The following is a 19251-nucleotide window of genomic DNA, read 5'->3' as shown; positions in this document are numbered from 1 at the left end:
TCAAATTGCTAAAAAGGATCGGGCGATTGCCGGCGAAAGCCAAGGTGGCCATCGCCGCAGCCGTTGTCGTTTGTCTCTTGCTGCTCTTTGTTCTGCCTTCCAAACCGATGAAGCAGGATAAGGCGACCTGGCTTTGGGATGCCGCCATCATTCGCAGCGAAGCGGAGGATATCCTGGAATTCAGCAGGAAAGAAGGGATTACCGCAATTTTTCTGCAGATCCAGGCCGAAGTGCCCCAGGAGGATTACCGCAGGTTTATCCGTTCGGCCCGCGGCAGCGGCATTGTCGTTCATGCCCTGGACGGGCAGCCCGACTGGGCTTACGGGGACAACCGGGAAAAAGGCGATAAACTACTCTCCTGGATTGAAGAATACAATATATCCGCAAAGCCCGAAGAGCGGTTTCAAGGCGTACAGTTCGATGTGGAGCCGTATGTGCTGGAACGCTGGGAAAGGGAGCAGGAACAGGTTGTCCGGGAGTGGGGCGGCAATATGGAAGCATGGACGAGGGAGGCCGGGAGACAAGGGCTGAGCATGAGCGCAGCGGTCCCTTTTTGGCTGGATTCCATTCCGGCCCCCGAGGGATCGGGCCATTTCAGCCGATGGATTCAGGAAAGAACCGACGCGATCGCCGTCATGTCTTACCGGGACGACGGCAAAAAAATGTATGAGCTAGCCCGCGAAGAGTTAGAGGAGGCGGACAAGCTCGGAACATCCGTCTGGATCGGCATGGAGCTGGCGGACACGGACGAAGGAGCGCATTTGACGTTTCACGGAAAAAGTGAAAAAGAAGTGGAAGAAGAGGCGCGCCGGGCCGCAGTCCTGGGCACGGAGCATCCTTCGTTTGCCGGTCTTGCCGTGCATCATTACCAGGCATGGCACCGCAAAGCGACGGCGATGAATGGCAAGTAACGCTTACGGAACATAACAAAACAGCAGTGCCCGATCCGGGGGCGCTGCTGTTTTGCGTTAATGAATGAGATCCGATTGCCTGGCTTTCCGGACCATGCCGCCTCCCGCTCGGTTGATGGGGCCCTTGAGCCCGATTCCGATGGCGAGTGCCGCGGCCGTGAATACCGCGAGTTTCAGCAGATCGCGGTATACGACATCCCACAGGATCCCGCCGACCGCTTCGCGCATCATGCTGATCGCATAGGTGAACGGAAGATAGGGATGGATCGTCTGGAATATGGCCGGCGTCATCTGTACCGGGAAGGTGCCTCCCGCCCCGGCCAGCTGAAGAACGAGCAGCACGATCGCCATCGCTTTGCCCACATTGCCGAAAACCGAAACGAGCGTATAAACAATCAGCATGAAGACTCCGCTGACGATAACGGCAAATAGCACGAACCATCCCCGGTTCACGACATAGGTGCCGAGCAGGAACAGGTCGCCCAGCGTGACGAACAGCGCCTGGCAGACGGCGATCGTCAGAAAAGTGAGGAAGCGGCCGAAGTATACTTCCCGGCTGCGGTAAGGGATTTCTTCATCGTGAACTTCGATACTCAGGAGAGAGACGAGAAGCAGCGCGCCTACCCAGAGCGACAGCGTCGTAAAAAAAGGCGACATGGCCGATCCGTAATTCGGAATCGGATACAGCCTGTTTTCCTTTAACACGACAGGCTCGGCGAAAAACTGGCTCTCCTGCTCGAAATTGTTTTTCAGCAGATCGATGATTTCCGTGAGTTCGCCGCTTTGCTCAAGCTTTCGGAACCGGTCCGCCAGAGCCGAAATCTGCCGTTCCGCTTCAGGCAGCCGGTTCTGTATCCTGGCCGCTTCGGTTTGGCCTACGGCAAGGCCCTGATTGGCATCCTGCAATAGTTGCCGTACATCGGGCAGCGCATTCAGGGCCTGGTTCAGCTCGCTCTGAACGGTCAGAGCGGTCTTTTCTCCCCGGCTGAGCGCGGCGGAAATCGCCGGACCGATACGGGTATCATAACGGTCCAGCAGCCCGCCGGTCAGCTTGACCGTATCGTCCGCAAGCTGCTTTAAGCCTGCCTGCTGTTTTGCGTCCAAGGGGCCGTCAGGCCCGGTGGCCGTGACCGCGGCCTCGAGGCCTTTTTGAAGCGAAGCGAGGCGCTCGCTCACCCGATCCAGGTCCGAGGAGGCCGTTCCCGCCCCCGTTCCGGGGAGAGCCTGATCCAGCCGTCCGAAGAGGTCTGCCAGCCTGTCCGCCACGGCTGCCGCCACCCCGGACCGGTCTCCGGCTTCCTTCAGGCGAGTCCGGATTTCCTCGGGCGACAGGCCGGTCTGCTCCGTAAAATCCAGCGCCTGCCGAACGGCGGAAGCCGCTTCGTTCAGAACCGCCAGATCCTGCTTCAGGCGGGGCTCGAGCGATACGGACGCTTCGGAGGCCCGCTTGGAAAAATCGGCCATCGCTCCGGCCGCTTCTTGACCGCGGCGTGCAATGTCCTCAAGCACCGGCAGCGTTTTTCGGAATTGGGAGACGAGCCTGTCCGCCGTCTGCATGTCCTTCATGGCGATCGTCATCGCACGGTTCAGCTCCGGAAATCGGCTTTCGATGCGGAATACGAGATTTTCCACCCTATGGATCGTCGGAAGCTGGTTTTCCAGCTCGATGCCAAGCTCATTGAAAATCTGAAAAATCGCCCCGTTGGCCGTTTGGATAAAATTTTTGCTTACCTCTTCCACGATGCCGGAAGCTCCTTTGGCCGTTACCTTCGGTGCGACGGCATTGAGCTTTTCATTAATATAATAGAGAATCTCCGCTTTGGAAGGCTCGTCGGTCAGGACGGTACCGATGCGCGCCGAGAAATCCTCCGGGATGATGATGGCGGCGTAATCATCGCCGCGTCGAACCCCATGGAGGGCGGAATCCCTGTCGGTAAAACGCCAACCCAGACTGCGGTTGTTTTTAAGCGAGCTTATGATCTCCTGTCCCGCATTAATCGCCGTTCCCCGAAGCGTCGTACCGGCATCCTGGTTGGCTACGGCGATGGAGAGGCCGGAAGTATGGCTGTACGGGTCCCACGAAGCCGCGATATTGAACCATGCGTACAGAGAGGGAAGGATGGCAAGGCCCGCAATCACAACGGCCGCCGCCCAGTTGGTCGTGATTTTCTTTAGATCGTTGAGGTAGATGCGGAAAATGTTCCGGATGGCCCATCCCTCGCTTTCAAGTCCGTTTTGGCTAGTATGCCGCCAAATCGGAGCCGGAATACCGGTAAAGCCTGTTCATGGATTCCCTGCGGAGTTCTTCCCAAGGGATAAATAAGGCCCGGTCATATCCTCGGCACTTATAAGATGACTCGATCCCTCCGTCTGTTCGGGTCTGCTGCAGCATGCGAATGCCGTGAATACGCAGTTCCCGGCGGGCGGCCCAAAGACGGTCGGAGGTTTCCTTTTGGATGAGAAGGAGGCTACGGACGTACAGATCGGACATTTTGAGGGGGATTTCGCGCAGAATATCGATGTCGCGTTTCAGCATGCTCAGCATCATGCCGTGCACGACGCAAGAGCGGATCAACTGCTCATCCTCTTCGGTCGGGGGCGGAGGAACGAGGCGCGTGCTCATATTGTCACTTCCTTACATAATGGAAACGCATGTTCTTATTTTTACTCATGTTAAACGACTTTAATGCCGATTGGCAAGTCGAAAAATTTGGGCGAGGCAGAGGTGAGCCATTTCTTTAATTCGGAAGAAAAACAGCATGCAAAAGCGGTCTGTTCTACATTGAATGTACTTCGATGTTATAATAAGCAAAGATGCTGCATCATATGTTCGATTTTGACGATTTATGCCAAGGAAAAGCAGAAGGGAGAAGCGGATTTGATATTGCATAAAGGGGAGATTTTGTTCCGCCAAGGCGACAGCGGGCAATTTTTATATCATATTAAAAGCGGATTGTTTAAGGTGACCAGGCTGCATGAAAACGGAAATGTCGTGCTGTTTAATATTTTGTATCCCGGCGAAACCGTGCCGCATCATTCATTGATTAGTCCAAAAGAAACCCATGGAACGGCGATGGCCGTCATCCGCAGCGAGGTGGAGATCATTCCGGCCGCCGAATGGTACCGGGAGCTCAAGGAGGATCCGGATAAACCGCTGGAGATTGCGCGGCTTTTGCAGGAAAAGGTTCGTTTTATGCAGCAGCGGCTGGATCATCTGACGGTGGGAACGCCGGCCGAGCGGCTGGAGCTGCTGGTCCGGTGGCTGGATGATTATTCCCAGGGCATGCACCTGACCGAACTGCTAACGCAGGAAGAGATCGGCCAGCTGATCGGCGTGCGCCGCGAAACCGTAAACAGGCTGCTAAGAGGCTAACAATAGAAGGGGCTGGCATGCTGAAGGATGACCGGCATCATTTTACGATAGAGGCCGTCTCCGGCAACAAGTGGACGACATGAAGGATATGAAAAAAGGGATACCGGTCCTTTGCAGGACAGGTATCCCTATTCGTGCGGGCCGGGTCCCTACGCGGTGTTCTTCGAGGAACCCGACCGGATCAAAGTGAGCTTGCGGCACCGGACATCATAAGTTGGAAGCTGATGATTGGCGATGCCATCGGCAAAGCTTAAATTGCTTGCGATTCAAGCGACCCTGCCGGGCCGAAAAATTCGTAGTGAAGACGTTCAGAGGGTACGCCCAGCACTTTTAGATCGCGATTCACGGAAGCCATGAACGGCTGAGGGCCGCAGAAGTAGAAATCGGATTGCGGATCGACCTTATCCCGCAGGAAGGGAAGGTCGATATACCCGTCTTTATGGCAGACCTCTCCATCCCGCGGGCATTCATACACGACATAAGATGTCAGCTGCGGGTGGGATGCCGCCAGTTGCTCAATGTGTTCCTTCATCGCATGGTGGGATCCGTCAATGGCGGCATGAATAAAGGTTACGGAGCGCTGCGGCTGACGGCTGAGCACCGTTTCCAGCATGCTGACCATGGGCGTCAGACCTACGCCGCCGCTGATCAGGGCCAGCGGCCGGTCTGTCGTTTGATCTAGGGTAAAGGATCCTGCCGGCGCGCTTACTTCAAGCACGGTACCGACCTGGGCTTCGCGGTGAAGCCAAGTGGAGACGATGCCGGCCGGTTTGTCTTCGCCGGCGTCTTCGCGCTTGACGCTAATCCGGTAATGGTCTCCGCCGGGCGCCTCGGACAAACTGTAATGGCGGATGTGCGTGTACATTTCGCCTTCCGGTTTAATCCGTACCGTAATATATTGTCCCGGTTCATAAGAAGAAATCGGCATTCCGTCCTCCGGCTTCAGATAAAAAGAGGTGATGACCTCGCTTTCTTTGACTTTGCGGTCCACCACAAAGCGGCGGAAGCCTCTCCAACCGCCCGGCTTGCCTTCCGCGGCATCATACATTTCGGCTTCGACGCCGATAAACACATCGGCGATTACTCCGTAAGCCTGCGCCCACGCATCCATGATTTCCGGCGTCGCGGCATCGCCGAGCACTTCCTTGATGGCTCCCAAAAGGTTTTCGCCCACAATCGGATAATGCTCGGGCAGGATGTTTAACGCCCGGTGCTTTTCGCCGATCTGTTTAACGACAGGCAGAATGGTCTCCAGGCGGTCGATGTTGGCCGCGGCTGCGTATACGGCGTTGGCCAAGGCGTCGGCTGTTTGCCCTGGCGCTGGTTGGCATGATTGAAGATGTTCAGAAGCTCGGGGTGATGATGGAACATGTTTCGGTAAAAGACGGTCGTAATGTTTCTTCCGTGAACCTCCAGAACGGGAACCGTGGATTTAATGATTTCAATTGTACGCTCGTCTAACATAATGATCATATCCCTCTTTTCCAAAAGTGATCAGATACCTTGCATATTAAGTATAGACAGGAGAAAAAGACCGGTTTAGTGATCTTCGTCACAGGGCATATTTCAGAATCGTGAACATATACATGATTTTTATAATCCCGCAATGATATAGCTCATAACTAACAAATCAGGAATTTCCATTTTATTCAAGAAGCTGTTTAGTTAACAAGGCAAATGTGTTATACTATGTGTAGTACAGATTGAATTGAAGTTCTAAACATCACCGGTGAGACTTCGGTTTATTCTGCTCGATAACTTTTTGAATTAAACAAGAAAGGATCAGGATACCATGTGTCCCCGAAGGACGAATCCCCAAAGGACGATTTGGAAACGTTATGATCTCTCATACACATAGCTTCCTTCGTAGAGCGAAGTCGGATGTCTGATGACATAGGACAGTCTCTATCGAAAGGAAGGAAGCTTTGATGCGAAGGATGAACTCCTCAAGGTTAACCCTTCGTGGAGATTGGACTGTGTCAGACCAATCTACTACGACTAGAGGGAGCCTGTATGAGGACAAAAAAAGACATCATTTCCATGATGCACACGATGTTGGCCTTGCTGTTCGGCACGTTTTTACTCGCGTTCACGTATTATCACATTAATTTTCAGAACCATTTATCGGAAGGCGGATTTGTAGGGCTGGCCCTGCTGGGCAAATACATCCTGGATATTCCGCCGGCACTGAGCATGATCCTGATGGACATTCCCGTGCTGATTATCGCCCTGTTCGTAAAAGGCCGCAGGTTCATCATCAATACGATGGCGGCTGCCGGCATGTTTTCATTCTTTTATGCGATGATGGAGCAATACTCGCCCCTGGTGATTGATTTAAACCACAATCTGTTTGCCGCGGCGGTGCTTTCGGGCCTGCTGACCGGATTCGGAGCCGGGATTGTTCTCCGTTACGGCGGAGCAACGGGAGGGGACGATGCGATATCGGTATTGATCAGCGAATGGAGCGGAATGAAGGTAGGTACGGTATTTTTCCTGATGGACGCCGTTGTCCTCCTGCTGTCTTTATTCTATCTGCCGCTGGTTGAGACCCTGTATACGATTCTTGCGGTGTCCATTGCCGGACAGACGATCACAATTACGGCCACTTACGGCATTCCCAAGAAACCGGTTCCCGTTCTGCGGAACCAGGTGCCAAGAAGCGCAGGGCATTCCGTGGGAAGCCGGACTTAAAGAAAAGGCCGGAATGCATAAACGATTCGCTAAAGCGATCCGTTTGCTGAAAGGGAAAAGGACAGACCTTATTCATATTACGAGAAGCTCGCCCGGATCAGGGCGAGCTTCTTTAATGAAAGGATAAATTTTCAGCCAACCAGAACCATTCTTCGCCGATAAGAAAAAACGCTTAAACGCGGTCTGTCTTTTCTTATGCAGGAGGATATAAAAACCAAGGCGGCCACCTTTACCACAAGAGGAGTCTGTAGCGTTATTGTTCTTCATGCTCCGGGTGATTCTCGTTCCATTCCTCGGCTTTGGCGGTAGCGATGGCGATGGCGCGTCCTTCCTCGCTTCCTTCTTCCAGTAGGGCGTTGGCAATTTCCACGGCTTTATTCCGTACCCGCGGCTCCAGATTTTTCATGGACGGCGGGTAATCTCCTTTTGACCAAGGCATGACAATCCCTCCAAATCATGATTCGAAAATGTATTAATTATTACCCGCTGCTTCCGTTGCTAATCGGAAAACAGGCAGACAAACATCCCGAATGAAATTCTTAAATTTCTAAATTGGAAAAAGCTCTCCGGCGGGAGAGCTTTGAATGTAACGTTACGTTTTTATTCAAACAGTTCCAAATACGGACCGTAGCCTTCTTTTTCCATATCCTCTTTCGGAATGAAGCGGAGAGCCGCGGAGTTGATGCAGTACCGCAGGCCTTCAGGTCCCGGTCCGTCGTCAAACACGTGGCCAAGATGGGAATCTCCGTGCTTGCTGCGGACTTCCGTGCGGACCATCATATGGGAGAGGTCAACCTTCTCTTTAATATGATACTCCCGGATCGGACGGGTGAAGCTGGGCCATCCGCACCCCGAATCGTATTTGTCGCGGGAACTGAACAGCGGTTCGCCGGAGACGATGTCCACATAGATGCCCTCGCCGTGATGGTCCCAGAACTCATTGCGGAACGGAGGCTCCGTCGCGTTATTTTGGGTTACTTCATATTGAAGGGGAGTCAGCCGTTTTTTCAGCTCTTCCTTGTCCGCTTTCGAGGACCAGTGTGTCTCGATAAAATCCTCGCGGCCGGACGCCTTGCGGTAACGCTTGTAATGGCCCGGATTTTTCTTGTAATACCCCTGATGATATTCCTCGGCCTCGTAAAATTCGCTGGCGGGGATGATCGGGGTTACGATGGGTTTTTCAAAACGGCCGCTTGCTTGCAGCGCCTGCTTGGACGATTCGGCCTTTTGGCGCTGTTCTTCGGTATGATAGAAAATCGCCGTGCGGTAAGAAGTGCCCCTGTCATGGAATTGCCCGCCCGCATCGGTCGGGTCGATCTGCTGCCAGAACAGCTCCAGCAGCTTCTCATAAGGGAAAACCCGGGGGTTAAAGGTGATTTGAACAGCCTCGTAATGGCCGGTCTTATCCGAGCAAACCTCTTCATAAGTCGGATTTTGAGTTTGTCCGCCGGTGTAGCCGGAGACAACCTTCTTGATGCCTGGCATTTCGTCAAAAGGAGAGACCATGCACCAGAAGCATCCTCCTGCAAACGTGGCCAGCTCTGTTGTTTGTGGTTGAGTCATGTTATCCCTCCATATTCAGGGTAAAGTAACTGCAATTTTAATTATAATTCATTTTACCCCGGTGTCCAAAAAAGCATCAGGTGCCTTTGCGGCGAAGATATCGCGTTAAGCCCAGAACACCGGCCAGGGATGCAGCCAAAACCGCCGCCGTTAGGATGGCAAAACGTACGGGACTGTGGGCGAAACCGTTCCCAAGGTATGCGTACAGCAGGAGAACGGGGATTTTACCCAGACCGGAAGCGGCGGTATAGGTCCAAAATGGAATGGAGGCGACGCCGGCATAGATGTTCACCGCCATCTGCGGCACGACCGGAACCATGCGGACCAGCAGGATGGCGGTGAACGGATGCTTTTCGAGCTTGGCCGTAAAGGAATCCAGCAAGCTGTACCGTTTCAAAAAACGTCTGCCCGGCTCCCGATAGAGGGCTGCAGATACCACGTAAACAATGACGGCGGCGGCTGTTGTTCCGATCCAGGCGGCTGCCGCGCCCCAGAAGGTTCCGTATGCATATCCCAACACGGCAATCACCGCCTTGTAAGGCAGAATCGGGAATAGGGCAAGCAGCATGCAGAGCAATAACACCGGGAACGGGGAGTAGGCCGATTTAAGCCAAATCCATATTTCGTTTCTATATGTATAAGAAAAAACCAGGGCAAGGATATAAACCGCCGGGGTCAGCCATTTTTTCATGAACGATTCCTTTCCGTTATGCTCTTCATAAAGACATCATAGCAAAAAAACGGAACATGCGCTTGCAGGGAAAAAAACCATATCGGCCAGCAACCGCAGATGAGCAGCCGATCAAAAAATCGGTCCGTTCGCAATGAAGAAAATGGAACGAAGATTAACTTGCAACGTATATAGTCACGTATAGTCGGAACTTCAAGCCGGCAACATGCTGAAATCCAAAAATATCGGAGGTTTAAATGAACAGGAAAGGCGTAATCGTCGGAAGCGCGGTTCTGGTTTTTCTGATCGCGGCCGCAACGGTGGTGTCGGCTGACAACGGCCAAAGCTTAGACAGGGCTTTTCACACGATGAAGAGCAAGCTGGATGCGCCTCGGCGCGAGAATCGAACTCAACCGCTTGAAAATAAGAGTTAGCCAAGCGGGATAACCTTATGATATAATGTGTCCAACCGAATAGTTCCCAAAGGGGAGTAGCTATAGCGCAGTAAAGTCGTCATTACGGGATATCATCCGATCCCCGGCTTTATTGGCAACGTTCGAAGTTGTTAGCGAGACCTTTGCCTAATTCTTAAATGAGGTAAAGGTGTCTTTATGCGCCCAAAAAGCGCCGTTACCTTGTTTAAGGTGACGGTGCTTTTTTCATGGATGGAGGACGTCGGGAAAAGGAAACATACCTAATAAAACAAAAGAAAGGTGGAGAGAGCATGGATATTATGTCAGTTGAATTCTGGACCGCCCTGCTGTCCATTATTGTAATTGACCTTGTCCTTGCGGGCGATAACGCCATTGTTATCGGCTTGGCTGCCCGCAACGTGCAAAAGGAAGACCAGAAAAAGGTTATCCTTTGGGGTACGGTCGGAGCCATTTTAATCCGCGTCATCGCCACGCTTCTGGTCGTGAAGCTTCTGATGATTCCGGGCTTGAGACTGATCGGAGGCCTGGCATTGCTGTGGATTGCCTATAAATTGCTGGTGGAGGAGAAAAATCACGAAATCTCCGCAGGCAGCCAAATGTGGGCTGCAATCCGGACCATCATTATCGCCGACGCCATGATGGGGCTGGACAACGTGCTCGCGGTAGCCGGCGCGGCAGGCGAGGATTTCTTGCTCGTGGTTATCGGCCTGGCGATTTCCGTTCCGATCATGGTCTGGGGAAGTACGATCATTCTGAAGCTGACGGACCGTTACCCGATCGTAATTACGTTCGGTGCGGCTGTTCTTGCTTGGACGGCTTCCAAAATGCTTGTGGATGAGCCGATGATTCATGGCTGGTTTGCCAATTCGTTCGTAAAATACGGGTTTGAAATTTTGATCGTTGTCATTATCGTGGGCCTTGGCACATGGATGAAGAAAAAGAACGAAGAGAAAGCGAAGCGCAACCCCGTTCAAATCAAAATGACGGAGTAGTCCTTATTTTTAAATTTTGCCTGAAACCGGTATAATGGCTTCATGAACGGGAAGGACGACGGAAGAAACAGGTCCTCTTCCGGCATGAGGAGGAGAAAGGTATGGAAGCTGCGGACAAAACCGTAGAAGAGCGGATTGTGGAGAGCTACAAGCGGGACGAAGACATGATGATCCTGGTATTTGCCCAGTGGTGCGTGAATCACGGGCTTGATCCGGCCGGGCTGTATCAGGAGGCCTACCCGGGTCAGGCCGCGAACGATCGTTTGGCACGGGTGTTGGAGCTGACGGTGCCGAAGGAAGAGGCGGGCGACATTCCGGACGCAACGGTTCTCGGGGTGCTTTCCTTATATGGCAATGATGATTTGGCTGCCGTGGTGGCGGATGCCATCGTCCGGCGGGATGAAGCCGGACGTATGGACAACGCTTAAAACGGCGCTTTCAGGATGAAGCATCGAACGGACAAAGAGAATCCGTGGGGCATATTGCCTGTCGAACAAAGGGGTCTTCCCCAAGGTCTTTTAAACCTTGGGGAAGACCCTTTTTTTGTTCAAACCGGGTTTTAAGTGGGTGTCCGGCTTTCCAAACGGAATTGTTTTGGAGAAACTCCGAATCGGGAACGGAAAACCCGGTGAAAATACGTATAGTTCGCGAAGCCGGAGGTTTCCGCCACATCCTCCAGCGACATCGGGCTGAAAATGATCCGTTCCCTGGCCATGTCGAGTCTGACGTCCAGCGTATACTGCATGATCGTTGTTCCAAAAGCTTCCTTAAACAGATGCACCGCCCGCGACACGCTGATCCCGACATGAGAGGCGACATCCTCAAGCTTGAAAATGGAGGAGGCGTTCTCTTCAATATAATTTTTCATGCGGTGAGCCAGATATGTCTTCGGCGTAGTCGCGGGCTGTTCGCTAAGCAGCCGGTCTACCTCCAGGCACAATATCCGCAGCGTGTAATCCGATATTTCGGGATACGGATTCGACAAGCGGCGTTGTTCCAGCACAAGCTGGCGGAACAGGCCAAGATAACGTTCATCGAGCGGAATGCGGATTCTGGTCGGGCGCTTTTGCGATTTCCACCAGGTGTCCGCCCATGGGCCCTGAAAAAAAATGTGGTAATCCCCGCTTTCAACGGTCCATTCTCCCTGCGGGTTCACCTCGTCGTCGATTTTCAGTTCATAGGGCTGACCCGGGCTGAAGATCAAAAGATCGCCGGGTTCTATGAGCGACAGCTTGCCGTCGATTCGGGCACGGCAGCGGCCGTCGGTCTGGAGCCGCATTAAATAAGTATCAAAGCCGTTTGATTTGGTCATTTCAAAAGGCTTTCGGTGAAATGAAAAGTTGGCTGCCATCACGTGGCTTGAAAAGTCTGCTTGCATTATGAGTCCCCTTTGTGAAAATAAAAAATAATGACCAAATAGTTCATGTTTTAATCATATAATTCATTTTAAATGATAACGTTTCGGAATACCATGGTACTAGATTGCCCGAGCATATTCGCACTCGAGGAGTGACACCGATGCATAAGATGAAGACAGGCATAATCGGATGTGGGAATATCAGCGGCATCTACTTTAAAAATTTGAAGGAAAGTCCTTTGGTTGAAGTGGTTGCATGTACCGATCTCGTTCCTGACCGGGCACAGGCGCGCGCCGAAGAGTTCGATATCGCAAACGTCTACGCGGTTGAAGAAATGCTCGCACGACCGGAGATTGAACTGATCATAAACCCGACGGTCCCCGCCAGCCACGCGAATGTGGATATCGCCGCTTTGGAGGCCGGCAAGCACGTGTACAGCGAAAAACCGCTGGCTGTCACCCTCGAAGAAGGGGAACGGGTGCTTGAGCTTGCGGAACGGAAGGGACTCCGCTGCGGCTGTGCACCGGATACGTTCCTGGGATCCGGCGTCCAAACGGCAAAACGCGCCATCGAGTCGGGGCTGATCGGTCGTCCGATTGCCGCGACGGCCTTTAACATGGGCCTCGGGCCTGAGGCATGGCACCGGAATCCGGAGTTTTTTTATGCTCCGGGCGGAGGCCCGATGATGGACATGGGGCCGTATTTTCTTGCCGCAATGGTTGAGCTGCTGGGACCTGCAAGCCGGGTCAGCGCATCCGCGAACATTCAGGTACCCGACCGGACCGTCGGCTCCGGACCAAACTGCGGAAAGCCGATTACGGTACAGACGCCAACGCATCTTGCCGGGACCGTCGATTTTGAAAACGGCGCCATCCTGACGATGATCGCGAGTTTCGATATCTTCGGAGGCTCGGCTCTGCCCTGTATGGAGATCTACGGTACGAAAGGCACGCTGAGCCTGGATGACCCGAATTATTTTAACGGGGGCGTCAAGATTCGCCGCATCGGGTCCGAAAGCTGGGAAATGCTGGAACCGGTTTTTGAATGCGGAAGGAACGAACGCGGACTCGGCATAAACGACATGGTTAAGGCCATCGCCGAACGCCGTGACCATCGTGCCAATGCCCGAATGGGTTATCACGTCCTGGAGATCATGCAGTCATTTGAGCAGTCCTCTTTGGAAGGACGGCATGTCGTGCTGAAAAGCACTTACCGTTACGGCAAGCCTCCTTCTTTCGCAGCAGGCAGAGACAACCAATGGGATGTACCGATAATTGCAGCATCGACACAGTCATAAGAATAGCTGACGAACGCTCTTAAAGGAGGAATAGCAAGTGTCAAAAACATTGAAAATCGGAATTATCGGGTGTGGAGGCATCGCAAACGGCAAACATATGCCAAGCCTTAAAAAACAGGAGCAGGCTCAGATGGTCGCTTTCTGCGATATCGTTAAGGAGCGTGCCGAGCAAGCGGCGGCGGAATACGGCGCGGAAGGAGCAAAAGTTTACACCGACTTCCGGGAGCTGCTTAAGGATAACACTCTGGACGTGATCCATGTATGTACCCCGAACGATTCGCATGCCGAGATCACGGTAGCTTCCCTAGAGGCCGGCAAACATGTCATGTGCGAAAAGCCGATGGCCAAAACCGTGGCCCAGGCCAAGGACATGCTGGATGCCGCACGGCGAACCGGCAAAAAGCTGTCCATCGGTTACCAAAACCGTTACCGTGACGACAGCCTGTACTTAAAAGAAATGTGTGAAAACGGCGAGCTTGGCGACATATACTACGGTAAGGCGCTGGCTGTCCGCCGCCGGGCCGTTCCGACCTGGGGCGTATTCCTCGACGAGGAGAAGCAGGGCGGCGGGCCGTTGATCGATATCGGCACGCACGCGCTTGACCTGACCCTGTGGCTGATGGACAATTATAAGCCGAAGAGCGTTATGGGCTCAACCTTCCATAAGCTGGGGCAGCGCGAAAACGCCGCCAACGCGTTTGGTCCATGGGATCCAAAGGAATTCAAGGTCGAGGACTCCGCATTTGGCTTCATTACCATGGAAAACGGGGCAACGATCGTTCTGGAATCGAGCTGGGCGCTTAACGTCATAGAAACCGGCGAAGCCAAAACGGTTTTGGCGGGCACCGAAGGCGGGGCTGACATGAAGGATGGCCTTCGCATTAACGGCGAGAAGATGAGCAGACTTTACGAAACCAAGGTGGATCTTGGGACGGGCGGCGTCGCTTTCTACAGCGGCAGTGCCGAGACGGATTCCGACCGCGAGGCCAGAATGTGGATCGAAGCCATCCTTGAAGACAAAGAGCCGCTCGTAAAACCGGAGCAGGCCTTCGTCGTGACCCAGATCCTTGAAGCCATTTACGAGTCGGCCAAAACGGGAAAAGCCGTTTACTTCGATAACAATTAAGTTTTATTCGTCACAGCCATCGTACTAAATAACGAATCAGGAGGATTTACAGATGAAACTGGGAGTATTTATGGTGCTGCTGAGCGGCCGTAAACTGGAGGATGCCCTCGATTACGTCGTATCCAAAGGACTGAAAGCCGTAGAGATCGGTACCGGAGGGTTTCCTGGGAATGCCCACTGCAATCCGGCGGAGCTTCTGGAAAATGAGACCGCGCTCAAAAACTTCAAACATGCCGTGGAATCCCGGGGCCTCATCATCAGCGCGTTGAGCTGCCACGCAACCCGCTGCACCCGCAGAAGCAGATTGCCAAGGACTACCATGACGTTTATGTCAAAACCGTAGAGCTGGCTCAAAAGCTGGAGGTACCGGTTGTCAATACGTTTTCCGGCTGCCCGGGAGACCATGAAGACGCCAAATATCCAAACTGGCCGGTTGCGCCATGGCCGAACGATTACCAGGAGATATTGGCATGGCAGTGGGAGAACAAGGTCATTCCTTACTGGACGGAGTGGGGCAAATTTGCCGCAGACCGCGGCGTGAAAATCGGACTTGAGCTCCACGGCGGATTTTCCGTTCACACGCCGGCAACGCTACTGCGTCTGCGTGAAGCCGCAGGCGAGGTGATCGGGGCAAACCTTGATCCAAGCCATATGTGGTGGCAGGGCATTGACCCGGTACAGGCGATTCATATATTGGGACGCGCAGGTGCGATTCATCACTTCCATGCGAAGGATACCGTGATCGATCCGGTAAACGTGAATAAATACGGCGTTACCGATATGCAGTCCTATGCGAACATGCTGGATCGCGCATGGCAGTTCCGCAGCGTCGGTTTCGGCCATGATTTGAAGGAATGGGCGGACATGATGAGCGCCCTGCGTCTTGTCGGTTATGACTATGTCGTGAGCATTGAACATGAAGACGGGCTGATGTCTGTCGAAGAGGGCTTCTCCAAAGCCGTCAGCAACCTTCAGCAGGTGCTGATCGAAGAGCCGCTCGGCGAGATGTGGTGGGTCTAACCGCTTGATCGCGGATTTGTAACAACTAGGGGGAAACAGCAACATGCTTAATGTAACCATTTGGAACGAGTTCGTTCACGAGAAAATACATGATGAGGTTAAAGCGGTGTATCCGGAAGGCCTGCATATGGCTTTGGCGGAAGGACTGAAAAATCCGGAGTTTCATATCCGGACGGCTACGCTGGATGAACCGGAGCACGGGCTGACAGAAGAGGTGCTGAACTCGACCGATGTGCTGCTGTGGTGGGGGCATATGGCTCATGACCGTGTGGAAGACGCGATTGTAGGCAAGGTCGTAAAACGGGTGCTGGATGGCATGGGTTTGATCGTACTGCATTCCGGACATTTTTCGAAGCCCTTTAAAGCGCTGCTCGGAACAAGCTGTGACTTGAAGTGGCGGGAAGCGGGCGAGCAGGAGATTCTCTGGTCCGTGAATCCCTCTCATCCGATCGCTTCCGGGGTGAACAGCCAGATTATCCTGGAGCATGAGGAAATGTACGGTGAATTTTTTGATATCCCTACCCCGGATGAGCTGATCTTTGTCAGCAATTTCGCGGGCGGCGAAGTATTCCGGAGCGGCTGCACCTTCAAGCGCGGGCAGGGTAACATTTTCTACTTCCGTCCAGGTCATGAAACGTATCCGACATACTACAACCCCGAAATTTTAAAGGTGATTTCCAACGGAATCCGTTGGGCGGCGGCTAATGCCTATGCATTCAAGCCTGTATTTGGAAACAGTAAACCCGTCCGTACATTAGGGGTTCTCGTGTAACGGAAATCCGTCATCAAAAACGGCTGCCCATTCGGCAGCCGTTTTTCTTCTGCATTTCCGCCGACTGCGAAAATGGCCTTCTTTCGGTCATGCGCGAATAAGAAGAGGTAGAAGTCGGAAAAATTAGGGTATTCATGTAGTGGGCATGAAAGATGAAGGCAAGGAAGGGGGAACTGCCGTGAAAACGCAAAACGCTCCCGTGGATCCGGCCGTTATCGCGATGTGCAGAGCACGCATGGAGCATTTTCCTATGGAAGGTTTTCTCCTTGGAAGAGGCAGGTGCACGGCGAACTGATCCGAATGCTTCGGAAACGTAACTCATTTTCGCAAAAAAGGGCCGAATGGTTTTCAGTTTGATAAAAATATGATAGAATGAAATGTACTAACTAATCGTAAGTTTTTAGGTAGATCGAATGCAGGTGTGACTCTGTAAAGAGGTGAAAGGATATGGAAGCTACAAATTGCAGTTTGTGTCCCCGGTTTGAATCCGCGTTTGCTTTCTTGGGAAAGCGGTGGAACGGACTCATCATTCAGACGCTGATGAGCGGGCCGAAGCGTTTTAAGGATATCTCGAATCTGATTCCGTCGATGAGTGATAAAATGCTGTCCGAACGAATGAAGGATCTGGAGAGCGAAGGAATCCTGATTCGACACGTTTACCCGGAAACGCCGGTTCGGATCGAGTACGAACTGACCGACAAAGGGAGAGCATTACGCCCCGTAATGGAGCAGGTATCGGCTTGGGCCGAGCAGTGGGTGGAAGTGAACACGAAATAAAACAGCCATTTTCGGCAGCCCTGGTTTGACTACGCCAGGGCTTTTTGCTGTATCCTAAAAGCAGACATGCACTACAGCCATCGATCTATAGTATAATTGGAAAAAATGTTTTGAGTTCTCAAGGAGGCGAGCCTTTATGAACAGATCGGTAAGACTGCCGCACATTCAGTACGGACAAGAGGAAGCCGCTGAACTACAAAGGGCTTCCTTGAGCGTGCAGCATATTTTTAACAAGACGCAAAAATTGGTTGACCGTTACATGCCAGACTCCTTATGGACCTCTTGGACAGGGCTTAAGAAGGGTTCCGGCCAATCGGCCCGCTTGAACGAAGCTATCGAGAGCGGGATATTTCAGAAATGGATTAAAAGCCCGAAGGGGTGGAAATGCATCGGCTGCGAGCATTACGGCTTGTCCGGCGGCGAACCGAAAGCCGCGATATCCGGAGACATGCTATCCTTCGGGGAAGGGGCCGACGATAAGGCGGCGGATCCCGGTTATGGGGGCAGGGCGCTCCAAATGATGATTTGGTCACAGTTCGAGAAAATTACGCTGCTGCGGCCGTTTCTTGGAAGCGATCCCTTTTTTACGGATGAGGAACTGGATGTGATCTCCAGGTATTTTGTTCCGACTTATTTGAGTCCCATGCCTTTACAGGAGAGGGGAAAGGAGTTTAAGATCAAGAACCTACGGTCGGGAATTCCTCTCTATCAGGAAAAAATTACGGCGCCTTCCCTCGAGATGAGGACAGGAGGAACCGTACTGCATGGCAGTTGGATGACCGGAGTGGATTTAAGCTCTCAGGGGTTTGCGGGGCTCCGTCCCTATTTAAAAGTACCCGAAGGCGGACGAACCTATATGAAGGCGCTGATTGTTTAACGTTTTGCAAATAATTGCCGCGAACAGTCAAGAGCTGGATGGCCCGCAGCTGGTAAAAGGCATCTCGGAACAAAAAAGCCGAAGGGACGTCGTTTATCCGGCGTCGGCAACGAGTCCGGGAGTAATAGGGATAAAGCCCCTTGATTTTACGTACCGTTAAAGCAAGGGAGTTCCTTTGGCTCGAAGCGATAAGACAATAGTTGCAAAAACACCGAATATGATCCAAAAACCTTAATGTTTATTTTTCATTTTCGTGCATTTGCATTGACGAAACCACTCTATACTTGGTTTGACAACACACAAAAGGAGTGGATGATTTTGAGGAAGCTTAAGGTGTCTCTTGCTCTGTTGGCCATGGTCTGGTTTGCCGTACCTCTGACGGAAACGTATGCCGATTCCCGTTACAAACTGTTGACGGTGGCCCATCGGGGCGCATCGGGGTATGCTCCGGAAAACACCATCGCCGCCTTCGACAAAGCTGTGGAAATGAAAGCCGATTTCTATGAGCTGGATGTGCAGATGAGCAAGGATGGCGAATTGGTCCTGATCCATGACACGACGGTCGACCGCACGACGGACGGCAGCGGTGCCGTCGGGGACTTGACGTTCGAAGAGCTGCGCGCCCTGGATGCCGGAAGCTCGTTCTCGCCCGAATATGCCGGGGAACAAATTCCGACGCTTGGAGAAGCGCTCGATCGCTATCGCGGCAAAATCGGCGTTCTGATCGAAATCAAAGCGCCTTGGCTGTACCCTGGCATCGAGCAGAAAGTGGCCGATGAGCTCATGAAGCGCAACATGGATAAACCGGAAAACGGAAAAGTGATCATCCAGTCCTTCGATCATGCGTCCGTTCAGCGATTCCATAATATCCTGCCGAGCGTTCAAGTCGGCGTCCTGACCTATCAGGCGCAGGATCTTACGGCAGAGAAACTGCAGGAATTTGCGGGTTACGCCGATTTTGTGAATCCGAGCCTGAACCTTGTGACGGAACAACTGGTCGACCAAATCCACTCGCTCGGCATGAAAATCCACACATGGACGGTGCGGGACCATTCCTTGGTCGATCCGCTGATACAAGCGGGCGTGGACGGCATCATCACCGATTATCCCGATTATGTCCCTAGAAATTCACATATTCAGTAAAAATTTCGAAATCACATTATAGGCTCCGGCTTTTGCCGGAGTCTCTTTCGTTGGTCCCATTCGGAGCAGGGATGGATAAAAGGCAATGAGAAAAAAGGGCAAATACAAAATAAATTATGACAATTAAATGTGAATCAATTCACAAAAGATGTGAACTAAATCACTATATGCATCAAATTTAAAATGTATAATGTCTCTGTAAAGACAATTCCAAGGTTAGTTTCATGGCTTACATTCGAAATAAAAC

The 19251-nt window shown here is 52.5% G+C and carries 19 protein-coding genes and 2 pseudogenes; 13 read left to right on the top strand and 8 right to left on the bottom strand.

The genetic code is table 11. The features are described from left to right. Positions 1–26: 26 nt before the first annotated feature. Positions 27–911, top strand: coding sequence for a hypothetical protein (locus tag XI25_RS22050; protein WP_235440067.1), 885 nt, complete (start codon positions 27–29; stop codon positions 909–911). A 57-nt stretch (positions 912–968) separates the two neighbouring features. Here the strand turns inward: XI25_RS22050 and XI25_RS22045 are convergent, their stop codons facing one another. Then, positions 969–3119, bottom strand: a complete 2151-nt coding sequence (locus XI25_RS22045; protein WP_046680261.1) for a YhgE/Pip domain-containing protein — start codon at positions 3117–3119, stop codon at positions 969–971. A 31-nt stretch (positions 3120–3150) separates the two neighbouring features. Further along, positions 3151–3534 carry a hypothetical protein gene (locus XI25_RS22040; protein WP_046680260.1) on the bottom strand — a complete coding sequence of 128 codons (384 nt, stop codon included), beginning with the start codon at positions 3532–3534 and terminating at the stop codon, positions 3151–3153. 255 nt (positions 3535–3789) lie between these two features. Between XI25_RS22040 and XI25_RS22035 the strand changes: the two genes are divergently transcribed. Beyond that, positions 3790–4284, top strand: a complete 495-nt coding sequence (locus XI25_RS22035; RefSeq protein WP_046680441.1) for a Crp/Fnr family transcriptional regulator — start codon at positions 3790–3792, stop codon at positions 4282–4284. Positions 4285–4534: 250 nt separating this feature from the next. Here XI25_RS22035 and hmpA read toward each other — a convergent pair. Then, positions 4535–5748 (bottom strand): annotated as a pseudogene (gene hmpA / locus XI25_RS22030) (NO-inducible flavohemoprotein). A 549-nt stretch (positions 5749–6297) separates the two neighbouring features. Here hmpA and XI25_RS22025 point away from each other — a divergent pair. Further along, positions 6298–6975, top strand: coding sequence for a YitT family protein (locus XI25_RS22025; protein ID WP_046680259.1), 678 nt, complete (start codon positions 6298–6300; stop codon positions 6973–6975). Positions 6976–7047: 72 nt separating this feature from the next. Here the strand turns inward: XI25_RS22025 and XI25_RS33030 are convergent, their stop codons facing one another. From XI25_RS33030 to XI25_RS22010, 4 genes are all read right to left on the bottom strand, one after another. Then, positions 7048–7242, bottom strand: coding sequence for a hypothetical protein (locus XI25_RS33030; protein ID WP_152669194.1), 195 nt, complete (start codon positions 7240–7242; stop codon positions 7048–7050). Continuing rightward, positions 7229–7414, bottom strand: coding sequence for a hypothetical protein (locus tag XI25_RS22020; protein WP_046680258.1), 186 nt, complete (start codon positions 7412–7414; stop codon positions 7229–7231). The genes XI25_RS33030 and XI25_RS22020 overlap by 14 nt, the downstream gene beginning before the upstream one ends. A 161-nt stretch (positions 7415–7575) precedes the next feature. Continuing rightward, positions 7576–8538 (bottom strand): peptide-methionine (S)-S-oxide reductase MsrA, encoded by a 963-nt coding sequence (gene msrA, locus XI25_RS22015; protein ID WP_046680257.1) that lies wholly within the window; start codon positions 8536–8538, stop codon positions 7576–7578. 76 nt (positions 8539–8614) lie between these two features. Beyond that, positions 8615–9229 (bottom strand): TVP38/TMEM64 family protein, encoded by a 615-nt coding sequence (locus XI25_RS22010; RefSeq protein ID WP_046680256.1) that lies wholly within the window; start codon positions 9227–9229, stop codon positions 8615–8617. Between the two features lie 236 nt (positions 9230–9465). Here XI25_RS22010 and XI25_RS33480 point away from each other — a divergent pair, with 236 nt between their 5' ends. The 3 genes from XI25_RS33480 to XI25_RS22000 all read left to right on the top strand — a co-directional run bounded on the left by XI25_RS33480 (position 9466) and on the right by XI25_RS22000 (position 11062). Next, positions 9466–9642, top strand: coding sequence for a hypothetical protein (locus XI25_RS33480; RefSeq protein ID WP_160308945.1), 177 nt, complete (start codon positions 9466–9468; stop codon positions 9640–9642). A gap of 290 nt (positions 9643–9932) precedes the next feature. Next, entirely contained in the window at positions 9933–10634 is a 702-nt protein-coding gene (locus XI25_RS22005) for a TerC family protein (RefSeq protein ID WP_046680255.1), read from the top strand. A gap of 101 nt (positions 10635–10735) precedes the next feature. Next, entirely contained in the window at positions 10736–11062 is a 327-nt protein-coding gene (locus XI25_RS22000; protein WP_046680254.1) for a hypothetical protein, read from the top strand. A 131-nt stretch (positions 11063–11193) separates the two neighbouring features. Here XI25_RS22000 and XI25_RS21995 read toward each other — a convergent pair whose 3' ends face one another. Further along, positions 11194–12012, bottom strand: a complete 819-nt coding sequence (locus XI25_RS21995; RefSeq protein ID WP_046680253.1) for an AraC family transcriptional regulator — start codon at positions 12010–12012, stop codon at positions 11194–11196. A 140-nt stretch (positions 12013–12152) separates the two neighbouring features. Between XI25_RS21995 and XI25_RS21990 the strand changes: the two genes are divergently transcribed. The 7 genes and pseudogenes from XI25_RS21990 (at position 12153) to XI25_RS21960 (ending at position 19004) form a co-directional block, all read left to right on the top strand. Beyond that, on the top strand, positions 12153–13289 hold the full coding sequence (locus XI25_RS21990) for a Gfo/Idh/MocA family protein (RefSeq protein ID WP_082112464.1): 1137 nt from the start codon (positions 12153–12155) through the stop codon (positions 13287–13289). Between the two features lie 37 nt (positions 13290–13326). Further along, positions 13327–14415, top strand: coding sequence for a Gfo/Idh/MocA family protein (locus XI25_RS21985; protein WP_046680252.1), 1089 nt, complete (start codon positions 13327–13329; stop codon positions 14413–14415). A 52-nt stretch (positions 14416–14467) separates the two neighbouring features. Beyond that, positions 14468–15435, top strand: a pseudogene (locus XI25_RS21980) (sugar phosphate isomerase/epimerase family protein). A 43-nt stretch (positions 15436–15478) separates the two neighbouring features. Further along, on the top strand, positions 15479–16207 hold the full coding sequence (locus XI25_RS21975) for a ThuA domain-containing protein (RefSeq protein ID WP_046680251.1): 729 nt from the start codon (positions 15479–15481) through the stop codon (positions 16205–16207). Positions 16208–16654: 447 nt separating this feature from the next. Further along, positions 16655–16984 carry a winged helix-turn-helix transcriptional regulator gene (locus XI25_RS21970; RefSeq protein WP_046680250.1) on the top strand — a complete coding sequence of 110 codons (330 nt, stop codon included), beginning with the start codon at positions 16655–16657 and terminating at the stop codon, positions 16982–16984. 136 nt (positions 16985–17120) lie between these two features. Then, complete coding sequence (locus XI25_RS21965) at positions 17121–17861, top strand: hypothetical protein (RefSeq protein ID WP_046680249.1); 741 nt, start codon at positions 17121–17123, stop codon at positions 17859–17861. A gap of 312 nt (positions 17862–18173) precedes the next feature. Beyond that, positions 18174–19004 (top strand): glycerophosphodiester phosphodiesterase family protein, encoded by an 831-nt coding sequence (locus XI25_RS21960; RefSeq protein WP_082112463.1) that lies wholly within the window; start codon positions 18174–18176, stop codon positions 19002–19004. Positions 19005–19251 lie beyond the last annotated feature (247 nt).

It is taken from the genome of Paenibacillus sp. DMB20 (assembly GCF_000987955.1).
Lineage (GTDB): Bacteria > Bacillota > Bacilli > Paenibacillales > Paenibacillaceae > Paenibacillus_AQ.
This window is presented reverse-complemented; position numbering and strand designations above follow the sequence as displayed.